Origin of the sequence: Pokkaliibacter sp. CJK22405, from assembly GCF_046614695.1 — a bacterium.
In the GTDB taxonomy this organism is placed as follows: domain Bacteria; phylum Pseudomonadota; class Gammaproteobacteria; order Pseudomonadales; family Balneatricaceae; genus Pokkaliibacter.
The window spans coordinates 83,395-103,228 of the sequence record NZ_JBKKHQ010000026.1 but is presented as its reverse complement, the minus strand read 5'-3'; the positions used below and the strand labels follow the sequence as shown (position 1 = coordinate 103,228).

The 19,834-nt window shown below is 58.7% G+C and carries 18 protein-coding genes; 6 read left to right on the top strand and 12 right to left on the bottom strand.

What is annotated here, in order from left to right; translation table 11 throughout:
- Positions 1–5 precede the first annotated feature (5 nt).
- From modA to ACKC9G_RS17030, 5 genes are all read right to left on the bottom strand, one after another.
- Positions 6–758 (bottom strand): molybdate ABC transporter substrate-binding protein, encoded by a 753-nt coding sequence (gene modA / locus ACKC9G_RS17050; RefSeq protein WP_411407624.1) that lies wholly within the window; start codon positions 756–758, stop codon positions 6–8.
- 33 nt (positions 759–791) lie between these two features.
- Positions 792–1,565 (bottom strand): TOBE domain-containing protein, encoded by a 774-nt coding sequence (locus ACKC9G_RS17045; RefSeq protein WP_411407622.1) that lies wholly within the window; start codon positions 1,563–1,565, stop codon positions 792–794.
- Between the two features lie 234 nt (positions 1,566–1,799).
- Complete coding sequence (locus ACKC9G_RS17040; protein WP_411407620.1) at positions 1,800–3,536, bottom strand: ABC transporter ATP-binding protein/permease; 1,737 nt, start codon at positions 3,534–3,536, stop codon at positions 1,800–1,802.
- Positions 3,537–3,748: 212 nt separating this feature from the next.
- Positions 3,749–4,636 (bottom strand): carbon-nitrogen hydrolase family protein, encoded by an 888-nt coding sequence (locus tag ACKC9G_RS17035; RefSeq protein WP_411407618.1) that lies wholly within the window; start codon positions 4,634–4,636, stop codon positions 3,749–3,751.
- Positions 4,636–5,238 (bottom strand): GNAT family N-acetyltransferase, encoded by a 603-nt coding sequence (locus ACKC9G_RS17030; RefSeq protein ID WP_411407616.1) that lies wholly within the window; start codon positions 5,236–5,238, stop codon positions 4,636–4,638. The genes ACKC9G_RS17035 and ACKC9G_RS17030 overlap by 1 nt, the downstream gene beginning before the upstream one ends.
- 187 nt (positions 5,239–5,425) lie before the next feature.
- Between ACKC9G_RS17030 and ACKC9G_RS17025 the strand changes: the two genes are divergently transcribed.
- Together ACKC9G_RS17025 and ACKC9G_RS17020 are read left to right on the top strand one after the other, a co-directional pair.
- On the top strand, positions 5,426–5,842 hold the full coding sequence (locus ACKC9G_RS17025; protein ID WP_411407614.1) for a ketosteroid isomerase-related protein: 417 nt from the start codon (positions 5,426–5,428) through the stop codon (positions 5,840–5,842).
- 31 nt (positions 5,843–5,873) lie between these two features.
- On the top strand, positions 5,874–6,788 hold the full coding sequence (locus ACKC9G_RS17020; RefSeq protein ID WP_411407612.1) for a 2-hydroxyacid dehydrogenase: 915 nt from the start codon (positions 5,874–5,876) through the stop codon (positions 6,786–6,788).
- A 174-nt stretch (positions 6,789–6,962) separates the two neighbouring features.
- On the opposite strand, the gene ACKC9G_RS17015 is transcribed toward ACKC9G_RS17020, so the two are convergent.
- Both ACKC9G_RS17015 and ACKC9G_RS17010 read right to left on the bottom strand, forming a co-directional pair.
- Positions 6,963–7,586: a hypothetical protein gene (locus ACKC9G_RS17015; RefSeq protein ID WP_411407610.1), complete on the bottom strand. Its 624-nt coding sequence runs from the start codon at positions 7,584–7,586 to the stop codon at positions 6,963–6,965.
- 260 nt (positions 7,587–7,846) lie between these two features.
- On the bottom strand, positions 7,847–8,755 hold the full coding sequence (locus ACKC9G_RS17010; protein WP_411407608.1) for a LysR substrate-binding domain-containing protein: 909 nt from the start codon (positions 8,753–8,755) through the stop codon (positions 7,847–7,849).
- A 277-nt stretch (positions 8,756–9,032) separates the two neighbouring features.
- Between ACKC9G_RS17010 and ACKC9G_RS17005 the strand changes: the two genes are divergently transcribed.
- A complete protein-coding gene (locus ACKC9G_RS17005; RefSeq protein WP_411407606.1) occupies positions 9,033–9,935 on the top strand; it encodes a LysR family transcriptional regulator ArgP in 903 nt (300 codons plus the stop codon).
- 42 nt (positions 9,936–9,977) lie between these two features.
- Here ACKC9G_RS17005 and ACKC9G_RS17000 read toward each other — a convergent pair whose 3' ends face one another.
- Positions 9,978–11,948 carry a M48 family metalloprotease gene (locus ACKC9G_RS17000; protein ID WP_411407604.1) on the bottom strand — a complete coding sequence of 657 codons (1,971 nt, stop codon included), beginning with the start codon at positions 11,946–11,948 and terminating at the stop codon, positions 9,978–9,980.
- 115 nt (positions 11,949–12,063) lie between these two features.
- Positions 12,064–12,660: a LemA family protein gene (locus tag ACKC9G_RS16995; RefSeq protein ID WP_411407602.1), complete on the bottom strand. Its 597-nt coding sequence runs from the start codon at positions 12,658–12,660 to the stop codon at positions 12,064–12,066.
- A 194-nt stretch (positions 12,661–12,854) separates the two neighbouring features.
- Here ACKC9G_RS16995 and ACKC9G_RS16990 point away from each other — a divergent pair, with 194 nt between their 5' ends.
- Complete coding sequence (locus ACKC9G_RS16990) at positions 12,855–13,181, top strand: DUF1244 domain-containing protein (RefSeq protein ID WP_411407600.1); 327 nt, start codon at positions 12,855–12,857, stop codon at positions 13,179–13,181.
- Between the two features lie 38 nt (positions 13,182–13,219).
- Here ACKC9G_RS16990 and ACKC9G_RS16985 read toward each other — a convergent pair whose 3' ends face one another.
- Both ACKC9G_RS16985 and pyrC read right to left on the bottom strand, forming a co-directional pair.
- Entirely contained in the window at positions 13,220–14,788 is a 1,569-nt protein-coding gene (locus ACKC9G_RS16985) for a diguanylate cyclase (protein WP_411407598.1), read from the bottom strand.
- A 56-nt stretch (positions 14,789–14,844) separates the two neighbouring features.
- The gene (gene pyrC / locus ACKC9G_RS16980) at positions 14,845–15,882 is read right to left on the bottom strand and encodes a dihydroorotase (protein WP_411407596.1); all 1,038 of its coding nucleotides are present in this window, start codon (positions 15,880–15,882) and stop codon (positions 14,845–14,847) included.
- 228 nt (positions 15,883–16,110) lie between these two features.
- Here pyrC and ACKC9G_RS16975 point away from each other — a divergent pair, with 228 nt between their 5' ends.
- Complete coding sequence (locus tag ACKC9G_RS16975) at positions 16,111–17,211, top strand: NADH:flavin oxidoreductase/NADH oxidase (protein ID WP_411407594.1); 1,101 nt, start codon at positions 16,111–16,113, stop codon at positions 17,209–17,211.
- A 133-nt stretch (positions 17,212–17,344) separates the two neighbouring features.
- Here the strand turns inward: ACKC9G_RS16975 and rpiA are convergent, their stop codons facing one another.
- The gene (gene rpiA / locus ACKC9G_RS16970) at positions 17,345–18,019 is read right to left on the bottom strand and encodes a ribose-5-phosphate isomerase RpiA (RefSeq protein ID WP_411407592.1); all 675 of its coding nucleotides are present in this window, start codon (positions 18,017–18,019) and stop codon (positions 17,345–17,347) included.
- 252 nt (positions 18,020–18,271) lie between these two features.
- On the opposite strand from rpiA, the gene ilvA reads away from it, so the two are divergent.
- Complete coding sequence (gene ilvA / locus ACKC9G_RS16965; RefSeq protein ID WP_411407590.1) at positions 18,272–19,786, top strand: threonine ammonia-lyase, biosynthetic; 1,515 nt, start codon at positions 18,272–18,274, stop codon at positions 19,784–19,786.
- The last annotated feature ends 48 nt before the right edge of the window (positions 19,787–19,834 follow it).

The window sequence follows — 19,834 nt, the reverse complement described above, 5'->3', positions numbered from 1 at the left end:
GTCCATTAACGGTAGCCGGAGGCTTCAATCACCTGACGTGCCTCGGGCGATTTCAGGTAGGCATAAAAGGCCTGGGCCGCGGCATTATCGGCACCCTGTTTGAGCATGACTGCATCCTGACGAATGGGCTGGTAATACTGGCCTGGCACGGTAAGGGAGGCTCCCGCCTGCTCGCCATCCTTGACCTGCGACAGGGCCACAAAGCCCAGCTCGGCATTGCCGGTGGCGACGAACTGATAGGTCTGGCTGATGTTATCACCTTGCACCAGTTTGTCCTTAAGACTATCCCAGAGTTTCAGGGACTGTAGCGTCTGGGTGGCAGCCAGACCATAAGGCGCCGTCACCGGGTTGCCGATGGCCAGGTGCTGATAGTCACCGCTGAGGACGGTGGCCAGATCATCGCTGCTCAAAGGCTCTGTACTCCACAGCGCCAGCACGCCCTGGGCATAGGTGAATTCGGAATCGGCTACCGCCAGCCCTGCTTCGACGGCTTTGTGCGGACGGGCCTGATCGGCCGCAAGGAAAATATCAAAGGGTGCGCCATTGCTGATTTGTGCATAGAGCTTGCCGGTGGAGCCGTAGCTGACTTTCAGTTCATGGCCTGAGCTGGTTTCAAAGCTTTTCTCCAGCTTTTCCATGGTGCCGGTGAAATTGGCAGCGACGGCCACGGTGGCGGTATCGGCATGGGCAACACTGGCCATACCGGCGAACAGGCCAAGACCAAGCAAAGTGGTCAGACGTGAGGCAGAAAAAACCATGGGGCAGCTCCTTGGCAGCAGAGAAAGCGAAGGTCAGAAACCGGTCGCGAGAAGAATATGAGCAGGGGAAATCCACGCCTCAATGTGCTTGCCCGGCGTGAGCGCCAGCGTCTCAAGGGTGGAGAGTTCGATAATGGCCGTCAGGGAGCGACCACTGCTGAGGCGTAAATTCACCTCGGCATTGACCGCACCGGGCTGAATGTTTTCCACCGTCGCCGCCAGCCGGTTCACGGCGCTGGTCTGTACCTTCGCCCCCGTGCAGTCGACCAGCATCGGTGCGTTGGCTTTGATCAGAGCGATCACCGGCGCGCCGGGTGAGAGCTCCAGCAGAGCAACACTGTCGTTGGTGATTTGCACCCGCAGGCTGTCATCGCCACCCAGACTGATGCCGATCAGGGTATTCACCGCGCCGGGGGTAATCGCTGTCACAGTGCCGGCCAGCTGATTGCGCGCGCTGGTTTTCAGGGTCATACGGCGCAGGGTATCGCTCAGGTGTTGCGGCTGACTGAGGAAGTTTTCACTGACGGCAGCCAATTGCTGCTGTGCCAGCTGCAACTGCTCCAGCCCGTCGATGAGCGCGCGGCCATAGTCGGTCAGCTGGCTGCCACCACCGCCTTTGCCGCCGGTACTGCGGGTGAGCAGTGGTTCGCTGGCGAGGTTATTGAGGTTATCGATCCAGTCCCAGGCGGTTTTATAGCTCACGCCTGCACTGCGCGCTGCTGCAGAAATGGAGCCTTCTTCGGCCAGGGCCTTGAGCAGGGTCAGCCGCTGGGGTGGCAGTTGCAACAGGGGATGTAGATCTGACATGGATATTCGTTATTACCTTAGGGTTATAACGCTATGTTGTACCACGCCAGCGGCTGATGAGGCCAGCCTGTGGCGGGCTGGAGGCTGGGAACAGGGGCGGGTGGCGATCGCAACAATCCCGCAATGAGGCGGCAGGCTTTCTGGGTTCAGGCATAAAAAAGCCGCCCGAAGGCGGCTTGATCTCAAGTGGCCAGGACGTGGTTGAGACGTCACTGGCACTGGGATGAATGGCGGTTAGTGAGCGATGGGCTCCATCCGATCTTCACTCAGCAGCCAGCGCTGCTCGTGGAACTGCTCCAGCTGCTCGCGGTGGGCGATGCTGATCAGCGTGGTGTTCGGCAGACGGCTTTTCAGCAGCTGGTAAAGGTGGCTTTCCAGCGCTTTATCCAGTGCCGAGGTGGCCTCATCGAGGAACAGCCACGCCGGTGCTTTTAGCAGTGCGCGGGCAATAGCAATACGCTGCTGCTCACCCGGTGACAAGGCATGTGCCCAGTGCTGCTCTTCCTCCAGACGGTCAACATAGGCTTCCAGTCGGCAGTCGATCAGGGCCTGACGCACGGCTTCATCGCTATAGGTGTCCGGCGCCTCAGGATAGCTGATCACCGCTTTCAGGCGATCAATCGGCAGATAGGGCGTTTGCGGCAGGAACAGGGTACTGGCCGGACGGCCAATCTCCCCCTGCCACCAGGGCCAGATACCGGCAAGGGTGCGGAACAACACGCTCTTGCCGCTGCCGGAGGGCGCGCTGATCAGGGTGTGCTGGCCTGCTTCAATACTCAGGTTATGGATGGTTTTCAGGGGATGATGGTCCGGGCGCTTGAGGGTCAGCTGGCTCAGCTCCAGACGGTTTTCGGTGATGTGCTGTTTGCTGTGGGCCTGCTCGGCGCGTTCGGCGGCATCGAGTCGCTCGTTAAAGCTGGTCAGACGGTCAACCACCGAACGCCATACCGCCAGACTGCTATAGGCATCAATAAACCAGCTCAGGGCATCCTGTACCCGGCCAAAGGCGCTGTTGATCTGCATCAGGCCGCCAAGCTGGATAGCGCCACTGAAATAGCGCGGCGCGGCAACGACGATGGGGAAAATCACCGCCACCTGCGCATAGCCGCTGGTAAAGGCGATCAGGCGTTTCTGGACCCGCATGATCTGCCAGAAATTACTCCACACGCCCTGAAAACGGTCTTTCAGGGTGCGCATTTCTTCCTGCTCACCGCCGTACAGCGCCACGCGCTCGGCGTTCTCACGGATACGAATCATGGAGAAACGCAGGTTGGCTTCGACGCGCTGCTGCTCGAAGTTAAGCCCGATCAGGCGGCTGCCCACCTTGTGGGTCAGGTAGCTGCCGACCACGGCGTAAATAACCGCGACCCAGACCATGTAGCCGGGAATGGTGATCTCATGACCGCTCAGGGTGAAGCTCAGTGGGCCGGATAGACCCCAGAGAATGGCGATAAAGCTGAACAGCGTGACGACCGAGCGCAGCAGGCCAAGGGTCAGGCTGAGGGTGGTATCGGTGAACTGGTTGATATCCTCGGAGATACGCTGGTCAGGGTTATCGGTCTTGTCGCCGCTGACTTCCAGCAGGTAGTAGGCATGCTCGCCCAGCCAGCGCTTGAAGTAGACATCCGTCAGCCAGCGGCGCCAGCGAATCTGCAGAATGCCGGTGAGATAGTACTGGTACACGCTCAGGGCAATGCTTATCAGCGCCACCGGACAGAACCAGCCCACCTGCACCCAGAAGGTCTCGACGTTCTTGTCTTGCAGGGCGTTGTAGAAATCCCGGTACCAGCTGTTAAACCAGACCGAGAGATAAACGTTCGCCAGTGCCATCGAAATAATCACGATCAGCAGCAGCCAGGCGCTTTTACGCTCCTCGGAGCGGCTCCAGTAAGGCGAGGTCAAGGCCCAGGCCTTGCGCAGGAAATGCCGGTGGGAACGGGTATCCAGCAGGGTTGAATCAGCAGCACTCATGAATGGTGTCGTTCTCTGCAAAGGAAGCGGGAGTTGTGGCGAGCCTGAATCCTTGGAACCCGGCCGCCTGCACGATGCCCGTTTGGACGGGCAACAGCGGGGTTAAGTTCCTCAACAAGTATCACCAAAGGTTTCTGCGGCAGGGTTATACCTGATTCTTCCGCGAAAAGGGACTGGTACGCCACTTCCCCGATTGAGCGTGGGCGATGAGTTCAGATATCCAGAGGAAAGCAGCGGGCAGGGTCAAACTGTTCAGGCCAGTCGCGGCGGGTCATCACCTGACCGGTTTTGCGCACCTCACGCAGAGCCTCCAAATCAAGATCCACCATCAGCCAGGTGCTGGTATCGGGCATAAGAGAGAGGCTTTCGCCCAGCACGCCATTGGCGGGCATACCGTAATCCGGAGGGACGAAAACCCCGGCGCGGCCAACATTGATATCGACAGCCGGTGACCAGTTGGCCGTTCCGACAATGGGCGATTGCACGACGGCGATTTGATTCTCCAGTGCCCGGGCCTGACAGCCGACACGCACCCGGTAGTAACCGGCCTCGGTATCGGTGCAGCTGGGGGCGAGGATAATATCGGCGCCCATTTCGGTCAGCTGGCGTGCCAGTTGCGGGAACTCGTTGTCATAGCAGATCAGAATTCCGAGGGTGCATTCCGGCAGGCGGAATACGCGCAAGCCCGCGCCCCCGGCGATATTCCACTCTTCCCGCTCAAAGCGGGTCATGATGAGTTTGTCCTGACTGCCGAGGCTGCCTTCCGGGCCAAACAGCCAGGTGCGGTTGCGATAGTGGCCGTCCCAGTCTTTCACGGGGATCGAGCCCGGCGTGATGTAGACCCCAAGCTCGTTGGCGAGTTTCTCCCAGAAGGCAAACCAGCGCCCGAGCATGGGCTGCATGGCAGCGATAGAGGCGTGCAGATCACCACAGAGGTGATCATCCTGCAGGCCTGTTATCGCCATCGAGGCATATTCCGGCAGCACCAACAGTGTGGCGCCTTCTTCTGCCACCTGCCGACAGAGCGTCGTCAGATGCTCGCTGTAGCTATCCCAGTCCGCGAAACGCTCGATCAGATATTGGCAGGCCGCAATGCGCATTATCGCTCCAGAGTTTTAAGCCAGAAGGTCATGGGCTTATCGCTGCTTTCACTTTGGTCCACGTCCTGCCAGGGGAAAAGCGTACTGAGCTCGGGGTGCTTGCGATAGCCACGGTGAGCCCAGAATCCGTCCAGTGGCACATAGTTCGCCGGACGCAGGGGATGATCCTCTGGCCGGTCAACGGCGCAGAAGGTACAGATTTTAAAACCGTGGTGGCGGGCATAGGCTTCTCGCTCGTTAAAGAAACCGATCCCGAGACCATGGCCGCGGTATTCCGGCAGCAGTACCGATTCGCCAAAGTAGAAAATCTCTTTGAGATTATAGCCTGCTCGCTGGAAGGGCGTTTTGCAGATGTCCATCTCGTCACTCATGGGGACACCGGTGGACATCCCGATGACTCGCTCGCCATCGCGGGCCAGCACGAAAAAACTGCGCGCCGAGCGGGCGTAGGTGGAGAGGTAGTCTGCCTCGTAGGCCAGATCGCCTTTGTAGAGATAAGGGTAGTCGCGGAAGATACGAATGCGCAGACGCGCCAGATCCTCAATAAAAGGCGTGATGGCAGGGCCGTTCAGCGGCGTCAGGGTAATAGCGTGTGATTCCATATTGCACCTGAATCAGACGCCAGCAGAGCTGGCGGAGAGCGTCATTCCATAGTCGCTGGCAACGTAGCATGAAGCGTCAGGAGATGCGATGCTACCTGTCGCGCCCTTGCGCCTTGCAGGTCGTACGCAGGCGTGACTTACCCTGCATCCCGAACTTTCTCCTGTTTACGTGAAGGAATTTCATCCAATGAGTGCTGCCAAAGCCCGTACCGAAGCCCTGATCCATGCCTATTACGACGCCTTTAACCGGGCGGATATGCCCGCCTTTCTGGCGCTGCTGAGCGAAAACGTCGAGCACGATATTAATCAGGGTGAGCGTCAGACCGGACGTGACGTCTTCTCGGCCTTTATGGAGAAGATGAATCGCAGTTACCGCGAGGAGCTCAAAGAGATTCGCGTGGTCGCCAGTGAGGATGGCAGCTGGGCCGCTGCTGAGTTTGTGGTGCACGGCACCTATCTGGCCACGGATGAAGGCCTGCCTGAGGCCAATGGCCAAACCTACAAACTGGCGGCTGGCGCCTTCTTCAATGTTGAGGATAATAAGGTCGCGCGTATTACAAACTACTATAATCTTCGCGACTGGCTGGCTCAGGTAGGCGCCTGAGGCTGGCAAGCCCTAAAGCCTAGGAGACGCCATGCTTTATCTTTACGTGGATTCAGACCGGGACACCTGGCTGGAAAGCCTGCAGCGCAAGTTACAGCCGCTGCCCGTGGTGGCCTGGCCACATCATGTGGCGCCAGAGGCGGTGGAGTATGTGGCGGCCTGGAATCCGCCCGAAGGTTTTTTCGCCGAGTTCGTGAATCTCAAAGGCATCTTTGCCCTCGGTGCCGGGCTGGACCGCTTTCACAAGCGTGATGATATTGCCTCGGGCACACCGCTGATTCGCCTGACCGATGCCGGCATGGCGCAACAGATGTTCGAATATGTGCTGCACGGCATTCTGCATTTTCAGCGGGATTTTGATGCCTACATGCGCCAGCAGGAACAGGCCCTGTGGCAGTCCCATCCTTATCGGGTCGCCGGTTCTTTGCGTGTGTCGGTGCTTGGCCTGGGTGAGCTTGGCGGCCATGTGGCGCAGCAGCTGGTGAAGCTGGGTTATCAGGTCACGGGTTGGGCGCGTACCCCCAAAGAGCTGGAAGGCATCCGCTGCCTGCACGGCACAGAAGTGTTGCCACAGCTACTGGCCGAATCGGATGTACTGATCGGTATTCTGCCGTCGACACCGGAAACCAAGGGGCTGCTGAATGCTGAAACCCTGGGTTTGCTGCCCAAAGGGGCGGTGGTGATTAACGCCGGGCGCGGTGATCTGATTGATCTTCGTGCGCTGGTCGATGCGCTGGATTCGGATCATCTGCGCGGTGCCCAGCTGGACGTCTTCCCGCAAGAACCGCTCACTGCCGAAAATCCTCTCTGGCAGCATCCGAAGATGATCATCACTCCTCATGTGGCTGCGGCAACCCTGGTGGAAGAAGCGACCAGCCAGATCGCCTCGAAACTGGCGCACTGGATGCGCGGAGAAGCTGTCGCGGGTTGGGTGGTGAAGGTCTGACAGGCAAGTAAAGCCGCGGCATGGGTTATCCAGGTTGTGGATAACCCTGTGGGCAAGCGTGGATAAAACTGTTGGCAGCCTGCCTATAAGCTAGGAATAAAAAAACACCGCCCTCGGGCGGTGTTTTTCATTATGTGCAGATCAGGCCTGCAACGTGGGTCATGCGACCGGCACTTAGCCTTTCTTGCAGGTGCTCAGCAGCGAGGTGATCGCCGCAGTAGAGCCTTTGGAGGCAAAGGCGTGCACTTCTTCAGGCTTGCCATCCTTACCGGCGTAACCGAAGGCAAAGTAGGGATCAGAACGCTTAAGATCCGTCAGCATCGGGCTGGAAGCAGGCAGGATCGCGTGCAGGTTAGGATCCTTGTCGCTGAACTTGGAGAGCTTCAGCTTGCCGCCACGGGAGTCTTTCTCGCCCAGCTGAACCTTGAAGTTCACTTCAGGGTTGCTGAAGCCGGTTTTACTTTCCAGCAGCAGCATCAGCTGATCAGGCTGGCTCGGGATGCAGATCAGGGTGAAGAACGTGGAGTTCTTGCCTGGATCATTGGCCTGAGGCGTGGTGATGAAATACTGGTGCTCACGGTTGGGGATATCACGCTTGGCCAGCATCCAGCCATCAATACGCTTGATGGTGGTGATGTTGGCGGGCTTGGCCGGTGCTGCATTGCCGGAAGGCGCGGCTCCCGGAGTCAGCTGGAGGTTCGAGCTGCCGGTATCCGCTGCCTGAGCCAGCGGAGCAATGGCCAGAGTCCCGGCGACGGCAAGCGCGCAAAGAGTCCGGGATTTAAGGGAAAGGGACATGATCATCCTCCAGAGGGTTTGGATATCCTTATCGGACCCGTCGGATTTTGTTCGGGTCTAGACGAAAAGGTTGAATTAAATTGTGGATAAGGCTGTGAAAGACGGTGGATAAGCCGTGAAAAGCGTCAATCCATGATCCGGCCTATCGTCTCTGCGGTTATTCAAAAGCCATGAGTCAAAGGCGTGTTCGCCTGCCCGGTATGCTACAGCAGCCTACCGCTCATGGCTTAAGGCTGGCCTATCTGATCCTGTAGCAGTGGCTATTTGGACCAGTTAGCGGTGGCTTCAGCCACTTCCGCCTCAAGCCCCAGACACTGGATCATGGCTCGGGCGGCACCACTCAGGTAACGCTCAGGCCACCACACCAGCGACAGGGAGCGGGTCAGGTCCAGCCCCGGCCAGGACAGATCAATCAATCGCCCTGCGGCCAGATCTTCCTGTACTGCCAGCTCGGATAAACAACCCACGCCCAGTCCAGCCAGTACCGCCTGTTTTATGGCCTCATGATGGGCCAGTTCCAAGCGTACATGCAGTCGGTGACTGTCTTTACCAAGCACCTGTTCCAGAACCGCACGGGTGCCGGAGCCGGATTCACGAAGAATCCACGGGGCTTCCAGCAGTTTCTCCGGGCGCCCCTTGCAGCTGGCCCAGGGACTGTCCGGCGCCGCGACCAGAAAGAGCCGATCCTGTCGCCAGGGGACACAGGCCAGTCGCGGTTCACGGCACAGGCCTTCGATCAGGCCAAGATCCGCATCGAGGTTGAGCAGGGCATGGAGAACATCCGCAGAATTACGCAATCGCAGCTTTAAATCGACGTCAGGATAATCGGCCAGAAAATCCAACGCCAGACGTGGTAACAGATAGCTACCGATCGTCATGCTGGAGGCCAGAGTAAATGGGCCAGCAATGGCGCGACTGCCGCTTTGCTCGAAGGTTTCCACCTGATTGAGAATATCTTCCGCCAGGGGCAGCTGGGTTTCCCCCAGAGGGCTAAGACGCAGACGACGGCCAAGGCGGTCGAAGAGTGGCGCGCCCAGATGATTCTCCAACTCGGCCAGCGCCATGCTGGCGGCGGATTGGGTCAGGCCGATCTGCTCGGCGGCTGCGCTGACACTCCCCTTGCGGGCAATGGCCACAAAAACCTGTAACTGGCGAAGAGTAATGCGCATTCTGCCTCCAAAAAATCAGACGGGCTGATAACCTGACTATCTTTACTCAATAATTCTTATTATTAAAGGCGGGGCCTCGTAAGCAAAGGCGATATTGAGCAAATACTGTGCACCTTGAGGCCGCGAACAGCGATTCGGCTCGTAGAACGCGGCTGAATTCTGACCGGGCAGATGAAAAAAGCACAGGTTCAAGGCTGTCTTCTGCCAGAATAGAGGCTACCCTGAGCGCGGCGCCAAGGCGTCTGTTTCTCTACGACTGTTTACCGCGAGTGCTGTCATGCTGGATTACAAGTTACTGGAAGCCCTGGCTGCCGTGATTCAACAACAAAGCTTTGAGCGTGCTGCCGACCTCTTGTGTCTGACACAATCGGCGGTGTCGCAGCGGATCCGGTTACTGGAGGAGCGCCTTGGTCAGCCGGTGCTGATCCGTGCCAACCCGATTCGTCCCACCGATCTTGGCCTGAAACTTTTTCATCATGTACAGCAGGTTCAGCTGCTGGAGCAGGCGCTGTCTGAGGATGTCCGCCCGGAAGGGGAGAAATACACCCACATGCGCCTGGCGGTGAATGGTGATTCCATGTCCCTCTGGCTGATGCCGGTGCTGGCTGAGTTTTTTCATTCTCATCAGGTGGTGCTGGAGCTGATCGTTGAGGATCAGGATTGCACACTGGCGCGCCTCAAAGCCGGGGAAGTGATCGGCTGCGTCAGTGCGCAGGATACGCAGGTGGCGGGCTGTAACCGTCAGTACCTTGGCACCACGCGCTATGTGTGGGTCTGCTCGCCGCGCTTTCGTGATCGTTTCTTCTCCAAGGGGGTGACGCAGGACAGCCTGCGGGCCGCACCGGCGATTATCTTCAACCGTGATGACCAGTTGCACTGGCGTTATCTGCGCGAGCATTACCAGTTGGGCAGTGGCGATATCTATTACCACACCATTCCCACCGTCGATGGTTATATCAGTGCCATTGAGAGGGATATGGGGATCGGCTTTATTGCCGAGGATATGGTGGCGGATGCGCTGGCCAGCGGCGAGATGATTAACCCTACGCCCGAACGCCATTTTGATGTCGACCTCTACTGGCACCACTGGCGGCTGAATACTCCGCTGGTCGCCCACCTGACGACCCTGCTGTTCCAGCAGGCGCGAGAATCCCTGATCTGGCAGCCTCCGGGTAGCTAAGCCTTGTAATCAAACCGCCCGCTGAGCCTGTGAACTCTTAAGTTAACGCCAGCGCTGCGGGCGGGTGACCTTAACGCTGTCCGGTAGCGGACAATCCAGCATCAGCGCCAGTACCCGGAGGTACTGTGCCTCTTCCTGCGTGATCTCATCATCGTGTCCGGCGCAGCGACAGGCAGCGCTAAAGAGGATTGCTTTCCACTTCGGCGCCAGTCGGCAGGTCATCACCAGTGCCGCTTCCCATCCCTGTTGGGATACCGGCGGTATCGCATCTTCCCGCGTTAACAGCTGCTGGCTATCACTCATGGCCTGTTGCCAGGCATCCTGCTGCTGCGCATTCGACATGCCGGACAGCTGACAAAGCCCGGCGAGGACGGTGGCAATGGCGTCGCGGGATTTCTGCCGACCCAGCGGGAATTGCTGACGCCGCTGATAGGCCACATCGTCCAGCCTGCGTAGGCGATCACGCAGTAACACACTCAACAGCATACTGGTCAGGCGGTCGCTACTGAGGCTTTCATCGCTGCTTTGGCGCAGGCTGAAATACAGCTCGCGACGCTCATTGCGTGGCAGTTGCAGCAAGGTAGGCAGTGCCAGCGACGTTGCTTCGTAGCGTTGTTGCGGGCTCAGTGCTTCGCCTGCGCCCTGGCGATGAATAATCTGCTGTAACAGCGACCCGACCTCATCAGCGTGATGCAGCCTCGGTAGCAGCCGCGCGACCGGATCACTGGCGCCGGTGGCAATATCACCCGTTGCCGGTGTGGCGACCGGGGTGTAGTCAATGTCACCCACAGAGGGAGATTTAGGGGCAGCGTTATCGCTTTGCACCGGTGCGTTTTCCCTTTCTTCCCGATCCATCAGCTCGGTGCCTGCGATGAGCGCTGCTGTGATCACCGCCTGAGGGGTATAGGGAATATCCGGCAGGTCTTCGCGGGGTTTATCCGGCGTTTCCAGGAGACTTTCCCGTACCACTGGTACGCTGGCTTCCTTGAGGTAGCTGCCATCCCAGCGTGGCCAGAGTCGGCGGATACGTTCCGGTAACGGCGGATGGGTGGAAAAGAGTTTCAGCAGGGAATGAAGATCCGCTTCGGCGATAAAAAGATGGGCAAATTCCAGCGCTTTGGGGTGCACCATATAGCCCTGCAGTTCATGGCCGCCAATCCGGCGCAGGGCATTGGCGAGGCCTTCGTGATTACGGGTAAATTGTACGGCGGAGGCATCGGCCAGATATTCGCGATGACGGCAAATTGCCGCGCGAATACCGCCTGCCAGTACATAGCTGAAGAAACCGGCAAGGCACAGACCGAGGCCCAGCAGCCAGGGTGAGCGTTTTCCCGGCAGGTCGCGGCGATCATTCGGCATATCGTGCAGGTGCACCACGTCGATCATGCGAATCCCGACCCGGAAGGGCAGCGTCAGGCCATAAAGCAGACTCACCATCCGCAGATAAATCCGGCTGTCACCGTTGATGATATGGCTGATCTCATGGCCGAACACACCTTCGAGCTCTTGCGGCTCAAAGTGATCCATGGCGCCCTGCGTCACGACAATGACTGCATCGCTGAGCTGACGGCCCGCGGCAAAGGCATTCAGGCTGTGTTCATGATCCAGCACGTAAACCGGCGGAACCGTGGCCCCGGCGCCAAGGGACACTTCCTCCACCAGCCGGATCAGGCGACGTTCGCGGGGCTCTTCGGTATCCGGCGAAATCAAGCGGGCATTCAGCTCACGGGCAATATCAAAGCCGCCGCGGCTGAGGCTGAGTGAGCGATAAATCGCGGAGCCCGCCATGGTGATGAACACAATGGCACTGATCCACAGCAGCGGCACTTGTTGCAGCCAGTGAGCAGGGCTCATTAGCTGATCAAGGGCAAGGTCGCGGCTTTCTGTCACGCCAAGGAAGATCGCGCAGAGCAGTGAGGTGAAAAGCACCAGCGCGATGGAGGCGAGTACCAGCAGGAGCGTTAGCAGCCAGGTGGCGCGCCGTGCTGCATCTTGTTGTCCCCAGAAATCCATGGGCGTGTGAAGGTCCTTGAAGCGGGCCGCCCGGCCTGTGGGTCATGACCCATTCAAGCCGGACGGGCGGTCGCGATAGTGGATGTAGATGTAGAAAAGATAAGAGCGTTGCTCTCTAGCTGAAGCTGACCTTCGGTGCCTTGTTCAGGTTTGGTGTGTCATCGAAATTCAGAAAGGGCAGATCCTTGCCGTGACCCAGCATGGGCGCCAGCGGCGCCTGGGGCAGCGTCTGGCGGAAGGTGTTATAGATCGTCACCGCATCGTTATAGAACTGGCGTGAACGTTCGACCTTGTTCTCAGTGTGGGTAAGTTCTTCGGCCAGTTGCTGCATGGACGTGTTGGCCTTGAGGTCCGGATAGGCTTCCAGCGTCACCTTGAAGCGCTCAAGGCTGGCGCCCAGCAGATTCTCCTGCTGGCTTAGCGCAGCCGCCGTGGCATCGGAGCGCGAGGCGGCCAGGCGTCCCAGCGCCTGAGAAGCACCATCGCGGGCGGCGATGACGTCGGTCAGGGTATCGCGCTCATGCTGCATGTAGCCTTTGGCGGTTTCCACCAGCGAGGGAATCAGGTCGTAGCGACGCTTGAGCTGCACTTCAATCTGAGCGAAGGCGTTATCAGCTCGCAGGCGGCGAGTGATCAGGCCGTTGTAGGTGACCACACCCCAGAGGAGTATCAGTACGGTCACCACCAGAGTGATCATCATGCTCTTATCCATCAGGCTTTTTCCTTATTTTGTGGCCTTTTGCTGAGTATACCCATCCGCGAGGGCCGGGCCAGCGATGTTTGCAGCGTGGCCAGATGACGCAGCTGAGCTCAATGAGCCCGAAAAGTGCAGGTTTTATATTTTTGCGCCGGCTTTGTTTACACTGGCGCGAGTTTTCACTGATGACGTTGCTTAGGAGAATACCGATGACCGCCCCCAAAGCCCCAGAACATCTGAGCCCTGCTGAACAAACCGAGCTGGAAGCGGCGGCATTTCGTCGTCTGCTGAGCCATCTGGATGCCAACAAGGACGTACAGAACATTGATCTGATGATTCTGGCGGACTTCTGCCGTAACTGCCTGAGCAAATGGCTGGTGGCCGCGGCGGGCGAGCGTTCGCTGGAGCTGTCTGACGATGCCGCGCGAGAGTGGGTGTATGGCATGACCTACGCTGAGTGGAAAGCCAACCATCAGGCGCCAGCTACGCCTGAGCAGCTGGCGGCACTGGAGGCTCGTCAGAAAGCCAAAGGCTAAAGCCTGTGCGCTGCTAGAGTGTTCCGCATGAGCGGGTATCAGGCCGCAATCACCTGATTTCGGCCCTGATGCTTGGCCTGATACAGCGCCTGGTCGGCCTGTTTGAGGGTGTTGGACAGCTCGGTGAGGTTGCCCTTTTGATGGGCCACGCCGAGCGAAATGGTGATGCTGATCTGATCTTCAGTCGGGTTGGCCTCAACACGACGGCGATAGTCATTCGCCAGCTCGGCGGCCGCTTCCAGAGAGGTATCCGGCAGCAGGATCATAAACTCTTCCCCGCCGCTTCGGCAGATAATCTGACCCGGTACGCCTTTGCCCTGCAGCTGTCTGGCCAGATGCACCAGTACATGGTCGCCGACGTCATGGCCGTAGGTGTCATTCACCTTCTTGAAGTGATCAATATCGGCAATGATAACGGACATGGACTGGCTCTCCGCCGCCTCCCGCGCCAATGCCTGCTCCATGCCTCGACGGTTCAGCAGCCCGGTGAGCGGGTCGGTCAGGCGTTCATGATCAAGGCGGTCCAGGGTGACATGCAGCGCACTTAAGCCCTTGAGCAGACCGTGACGCAGGGCGCGCGCCTCGGAGTAGGGCGTCGACAGGGTACGGGCATGTTCGAGTACATCGGTATCGCCCATATTGCTTGCGATATCCGCCAGCTGATTCAGCGGTCTGGCGATCAGCGAGGCCAGCCACCACACCACGGCCAGCACCAGCAACAGCCAGGGCAGAGCATGGCCGAGGGTGACCAGCATCAGTTCATTCAGCTCGGCAGTAATGCTCTGCATGGGCCGCTGGGTGACAATGCCCCAGCCGGTTTTTTCTACCGGTGCATAACCTGCCAGCATCTCGATACCACGGCTGTTGATCACCGACATGGCACCGGTGTTACCGGCCATCAGATCCTGAACCACCTTGTTTTGTGAGACATCTTCGCCGATACGGCGCAGATCCTGATGCAGCATCAGCTGGCCGTGGCGGTCCACCACATAAAGATAGCTGTCGTCCTGAAAGTCATGACTGCTCAGCAAGCGCAGCAACACGCTGTCCTTATTGAGGTAAATACTGCCAAACACGTGGCCGTTGGGCTCACCGTCTTTCATGAAGGGCATGCCAAAGAGCACCAGCGTGCGGCCGGTGGAGGCGTGATAAGGGTCGGAAATCAGCAGATTGCCAAACTCGGTGTAGTGAATAGCGTCGAGATTGACGGAGCGGCCTTCCAGCTGCAACGAGCCGGGAGAGGCAACAATGATGCGGTTTTCCGCATTGGTGATGGCCACCGAGTTGAAGTATTGCTCTTCACGCAGGCGCGCCAGCTCATGGGCCATAAAGCTGTAATCATCCTGATGATCCTGCAGACGGCTGACGGCCACTGACAGCTGACTGATCGCAGCTTCAAGAAACATGCCGGTGGTTTGGGCCACTTTACTGGAGTAGGCGCGGTTGGCTTCCAGCGTGGTGGTAATCAGTAGTTGGCGCTTCACCTGATAACTGGCGTAGAGGCCGATAAGCAGACTGACGAGCAGAGTGAAACCGGCCAGCAACAACACCAGTTGTTGCAGCGTTAAACGCTGAAAAAGAGGAATGGGGCGAGTGGTTTCGGGCACGCCGGTCTCCGGGAACACATCTGGCCGCTGCCGAAACAGCGGCCGGCTTTCGGGGTTTAGCCCTCCAGCTGCCAGCGCAGGGTTTCGCCTGCACGCAGGGGCACGATGGCGTCCTGACCGAAGGGAAATTCATTAGGCACTTCCCAGGGCTTTTTGACCAGAGTGATGGTGTCAGTATTGCGCGAAACGCCATAGAAATCGGCGCCAAAGTGACTGGAGAAGCCCTCAAGTTTGTCGAGTGCACCCAGATCCTCGAAGATTTCGGCATAGAGTTCGATGGCCGCATAAGCACTGTAGCAACCGGCGCAACCACAGGCTGATTCTTTCGCGCCTTTGGCATGAGGAGCGGAGTCCGTGCCGAGGAAGAATTTGGGGCTACCGCTGATCGCGGCTGCCTGCAGGGCTTCCTGATGCACATTGCGTTTCAGAATCGGCAGACAGAACAGGTGCGGGCGAATTCCGCCGACCAGCATGTGGTTACGGTTGTAAGCCAGGTGCTGCACGGTGATGGTCGCGCCGACATTATCGCCGTGGCTCTGGACGAACTCGGTCGCTTCACGGGTGGTGATGTGCTCAACCACCAGTTTCATGGACGGATGACGGCCCACCAGCGGCACCAGAATGTCGTCGAGAAACTGCTTTTCGCGGTCGAAGATATCGACGTGGTTGTGGGTCACTTCGCCGTGCACCAGCAGGGGCATATCGGCTTCGGCCAGCGCCGCACAGATATCATCCAGCTTGCCAAGATCAGTCACGCCGCTATCGGAGTTGGTGGTTGCCCCGGCAGGGTAGAGTTTTACCGCAGAGACTTTGCCGGTGGCCTTGGCTTCGCGGATCATTTCCGGTGTGGTGTTATCGGTAAGATACAGCACCATCAGTGGCTCAAACTGGCTGCCCGCAGGGCGATGCGCCAGGATGCGCTCACGATAGGCCAGCGCCTGCTCGGCGTTCATGACCGGTGGCTTGAGATTCGGCATGATGATGGCACGGCCCATCTGGCGGGCAGAAGCAGGCACCACGTGGGCGAGGACATCGCCATCACGCAGGTGAATGTGCCAGTCATCGGGGCGGGTCAGGGTCAGGCGATCGGTCATGGGTCACTTCCAGTCTGAGCAGTGCAGGGCGCGCGTTTCAACGAACGCAGCGTGCTGCGTATCGTGCGAAGGCATGGGGATATTCCGTGGGGCGACAGTGTACCACCGCCGGACAACGCTCTGTAGCCTCATGCTCCCTTGCAGCCTCGCCCACTTGCCCGCACATCTTCTGGCAACACTCATCGTTCGCAGCGGCCGTTTGACGGTGTGCTGACTCAAGGAGATTGCATGGCTTCCCCTGCTCTGTTTCGCCCGCTGGCACTGGACCAGCTGACCCTCACCAATCGCATCGTTATTGCGCCCATGTGCCAGTACAGTGCCGACAATGGTCTCGCCACCGACTGGCATGCCATGCACCTCGGACAACTGGCCCTGAGTGGTGCAGGCCTGCTGATTCTTGAAGCGACTGCGGTGAATCCGGCCGGGCGCATTACGCCGGACTGCCTGGGACTCTGGTCGCAGGAGCATGAAACACGCCTCGGCGAAATCCTGGCGCGTGTTCGCAAATACAGCGATATGCCGCTGGGCATTCAGCTGGCGCACGCCGGGCGCAAGGCATCCTGCGCCATTCCCTGGGAAGGCGGCAAACAACTCAGCAAGGAGAACGGTGGCTGGGATACGATCGCGCCCTCCGCGGTGGCCTTTGCCGAGGATGATCGGTTGCCCAAGGCCATGACTGATGAAGATATCGGTGCGCTGATCGCTGATTTCCGTGCTGCCGCCGAACGTGCAGTGCGTCTGGGGATTGAAGTGATCGAGCTGCACGCCGCCCACGGCTACCTGCTGCATGAATTCCTGTCACCCTTGTCTAACCAGCGCACCGACAATTACGGCGGCTCACTGGAGAACCGCATGCGTCTGTTGCTGCAGGTCTTTGATGCCGTGCGTGAAGTGGTGCCTGCCAGTCATCCGGTGGGTGTGCGTATTTCCGGTACCGACTTTGTCGACGGTGGCTGGGATGAGGAGCAGAGCATTGCGCTGGCCCAGGCGCTGGATGCCAAAGGCTGCAGTTATATTCACGTCTCCGGCGGCGGCCTCTCGACCCAGCAGCAGATTCCGGTCGGGCCGAACTATCAGGTGCCCTATGCGCGGGCGATTCGTGAAGAAGTAAAAATGCCGGTGATTGCTGTGGGCCTGATCACCGAACCCCAGCAGGCCGAGGCGATTATCGGCACGGGGGATGCGGATGCGGTGGCACTGGCTCGTGCCATGCTGTTTAACCCGCACTGGCCCTGGCAGGCCGCCGTCGCGCTGGGTGGACAGGTCAAGGCACCGCCCCAGTATTTACGCTCGGCGCCTCACGGCTTTAACGAGGTGCTAAACGGCTAATACGCTGCCTGTGCTGCAGTCGCTAACCCAGTAACAACAACGCCCCGACCTTCGCAGGTTCGGGGCGTTTTGCTTGCCGGGTGCTGCCATCGCTTGATGGCGAGGCTGATCAGCGGTGATGCCGTCAGCGAACTCAGGCTTTGTTCAGGGTCTGCACGCCTTCAGGGGTGCCCATCAGCACCACATCGGCACCGCGATGGCCGAAGATGCCATTGGTCACAACGCCTGTGATCATGTTCAGTTGCTGCTCGAAGGCTTTGGGATCTGTGATCGACAGGTTATAGACATCCAGAATCACGTTGCCGTTATCGGTGGTCACGCCTTCACGGTATTCAGGGTCTCCGCCCAGTTTCACCAGCTCACGGGCCACGTAAGAGCGCGCCATGGGAATCACTTCTACCGGCAGCGGGAAGTTGCCCAGCACGTCGACTTTCTTGCTGCTGTCAACGATACAGATGAATTCACCGGACAGGGCCGCGACGATCTTCTCGCGCGTCAGGGCTGCGCCACCGCCTTTGATGAGGTTGAAGTGCGGGTCAAACTCATCGGCACCATCGACATAGAAGGGCAGCCTGCTGACAGAATTGGCGTCATAGACGGGGATGCCATGCGCCTGCAAACGCTGAGCGGAGGCTTCAGAGCTGGCCACCGCGCCATCAAAACGCAGCTTGTGTTCGGCCAGGGCATCAATGAAAAAGTTGGCAGTGGAGCCGGTGCCAATGCCCAGAATCATATCGTCTTCCAGGTGCGGCAGAATGCGGTCGAGGGCGGCCTGAGCGACGGCCTTCTTCATCTCGTCTTGTGTCATGGTCGGGTTCTTTTCGGGTGCATGGGCAGGACAAGGCGACATTATAGTCGGGCTACCGCGGGGCGTCTGCATCTGGTTAAATATTGTCCCGGCCTGGCGCGGCCGGAATCGAGGCGGGGAGGGCACAGGTCTTCCTTGCCGTTAAGCCACTCTTAGAATCTCCTGATCTGACTGTCGCGGCGCTTCGGCGCTGTTCTCGCCTGTCCGCGCTGTGCGGCCAGCGGAAGATTCCTCAAGGAATGACCGAGCATCATGCCTCATCAATACATCAAGAAAATCCTGGCTTCCCGTGTCTACGAGGCGGCTGTGGAAACGCCGCTCGATGAAGCGACGAACCTCAGTGCCCGCCTGCAAAACCGGGTGCTCCTCAAGCGTGAAGACCTGCAACCGGTGTTCTCCTTCAAAATTCGCGGTGCCTACAACAAGCTGGCCCAGCTCAGTGATGATGAGCGTGCACGTGGGGTGATTTGTGCCTCCGCCGGTAATCATGCCCAGGGCCTGGCGATGGCTGCCAGCGTCATGGGCGTGAAGGCCGTGATCGTCATGCCGCGTCCAACCCCGGAGATCAAGGTCAACGCGGTCAAGGCGCGCGGTGGTCAGGTGGTGCTACACGGCGATACCTTCGACGAAGCACTGGCTTATGCCCTGCAACAGGTGGACGAGAAGGGTTATGTCTTCGTTCACCCTTACGATGACCCCTACACCATTGCGGGTCAGGGTACGATCGGGATGGAAATTCTGCGCCAGGAATCCGGCCCGATTCATTCGATTTTTATCCCCGTCGGCGGAGGTGGCCTGGCGGCGGGGATTGCAGTCTACATTAAGTACCTTTACCCCGACGTCCGCGTGATCGCGGTCGAGTCAGAAGAGTCGGCCTGCCTGAAAGCCGCGATGGATGCCGGTGAGCGGGTCAAGCTGCCGCAGGTCGGCATCTTTGCCGATGGCATCGCGGTTGCGCAGATCGGCGAGCATACCTTTGATCTGTGCCGCAAATACGTGGATGAAGTGATCACCGTGTCGACCGATGAAATCTGTGCGGCGATCAAGGATGTCTTTACCGACACCCGTTCTATCCCTGAACCTGCCGGTGCGGCCAGCATCGCCGGGATGAAGAAGTACGTTGAGCGTGAAAATATCGAAGGCGAAACCCTGATCGGTATCGTGTCCGGCGCCAACATGAACTTCTCCCGCCTGCGTTACGTGGCCGAGCGGACGGATCTGGGTGAGAAAACCGAGGCATTACTGGCGGTGAAACTGCCTGAGCGTCCCGGCAGTTTCCGTGAGTTCTGCCTGACACTGGGCAAGCGTGCGGTCACCGAGTTCAACTACCGCTATGCCGACTCCAACACTGCCCATGTATTTGCCGGTATCAGCCTTGGCAAGCACGGCGAAGGCAAGGAGGAGCTGCTGCAAAACCTGCGCGAGAAGGATTTTGAAGTGGTTGATCTCTCCGATGACGAGATGGCCAAGCTGCATATTCGCTACATGATCGGTGGTCAGGCCAGTGGTGTGACCAACGAGGAGCTGTTCCGCTTCGAGTTCCCGGAAAAACCCGGTGCGCTGCTGCGTTTCCTCAATCAGTTTGGCGATCGCTTCAACGTCTCGATGTTCCATTACCGGAATCACGGTGCGGCAGAGGCGCGTATTCTGGTCGGTCTGCAGATTGATCCTGAGCAGCGTGATGAAGCACGCAAAGCGATGGATGAGCTGGGCTATCCCTACTGGGAAGAAAGCGACAATCAGGCGTACAAGCTCTTCCTGCGTTAACAGGCTCTTCCTTCGTTACGAAGACGCTGGTTATCGTTGTTATTGAAA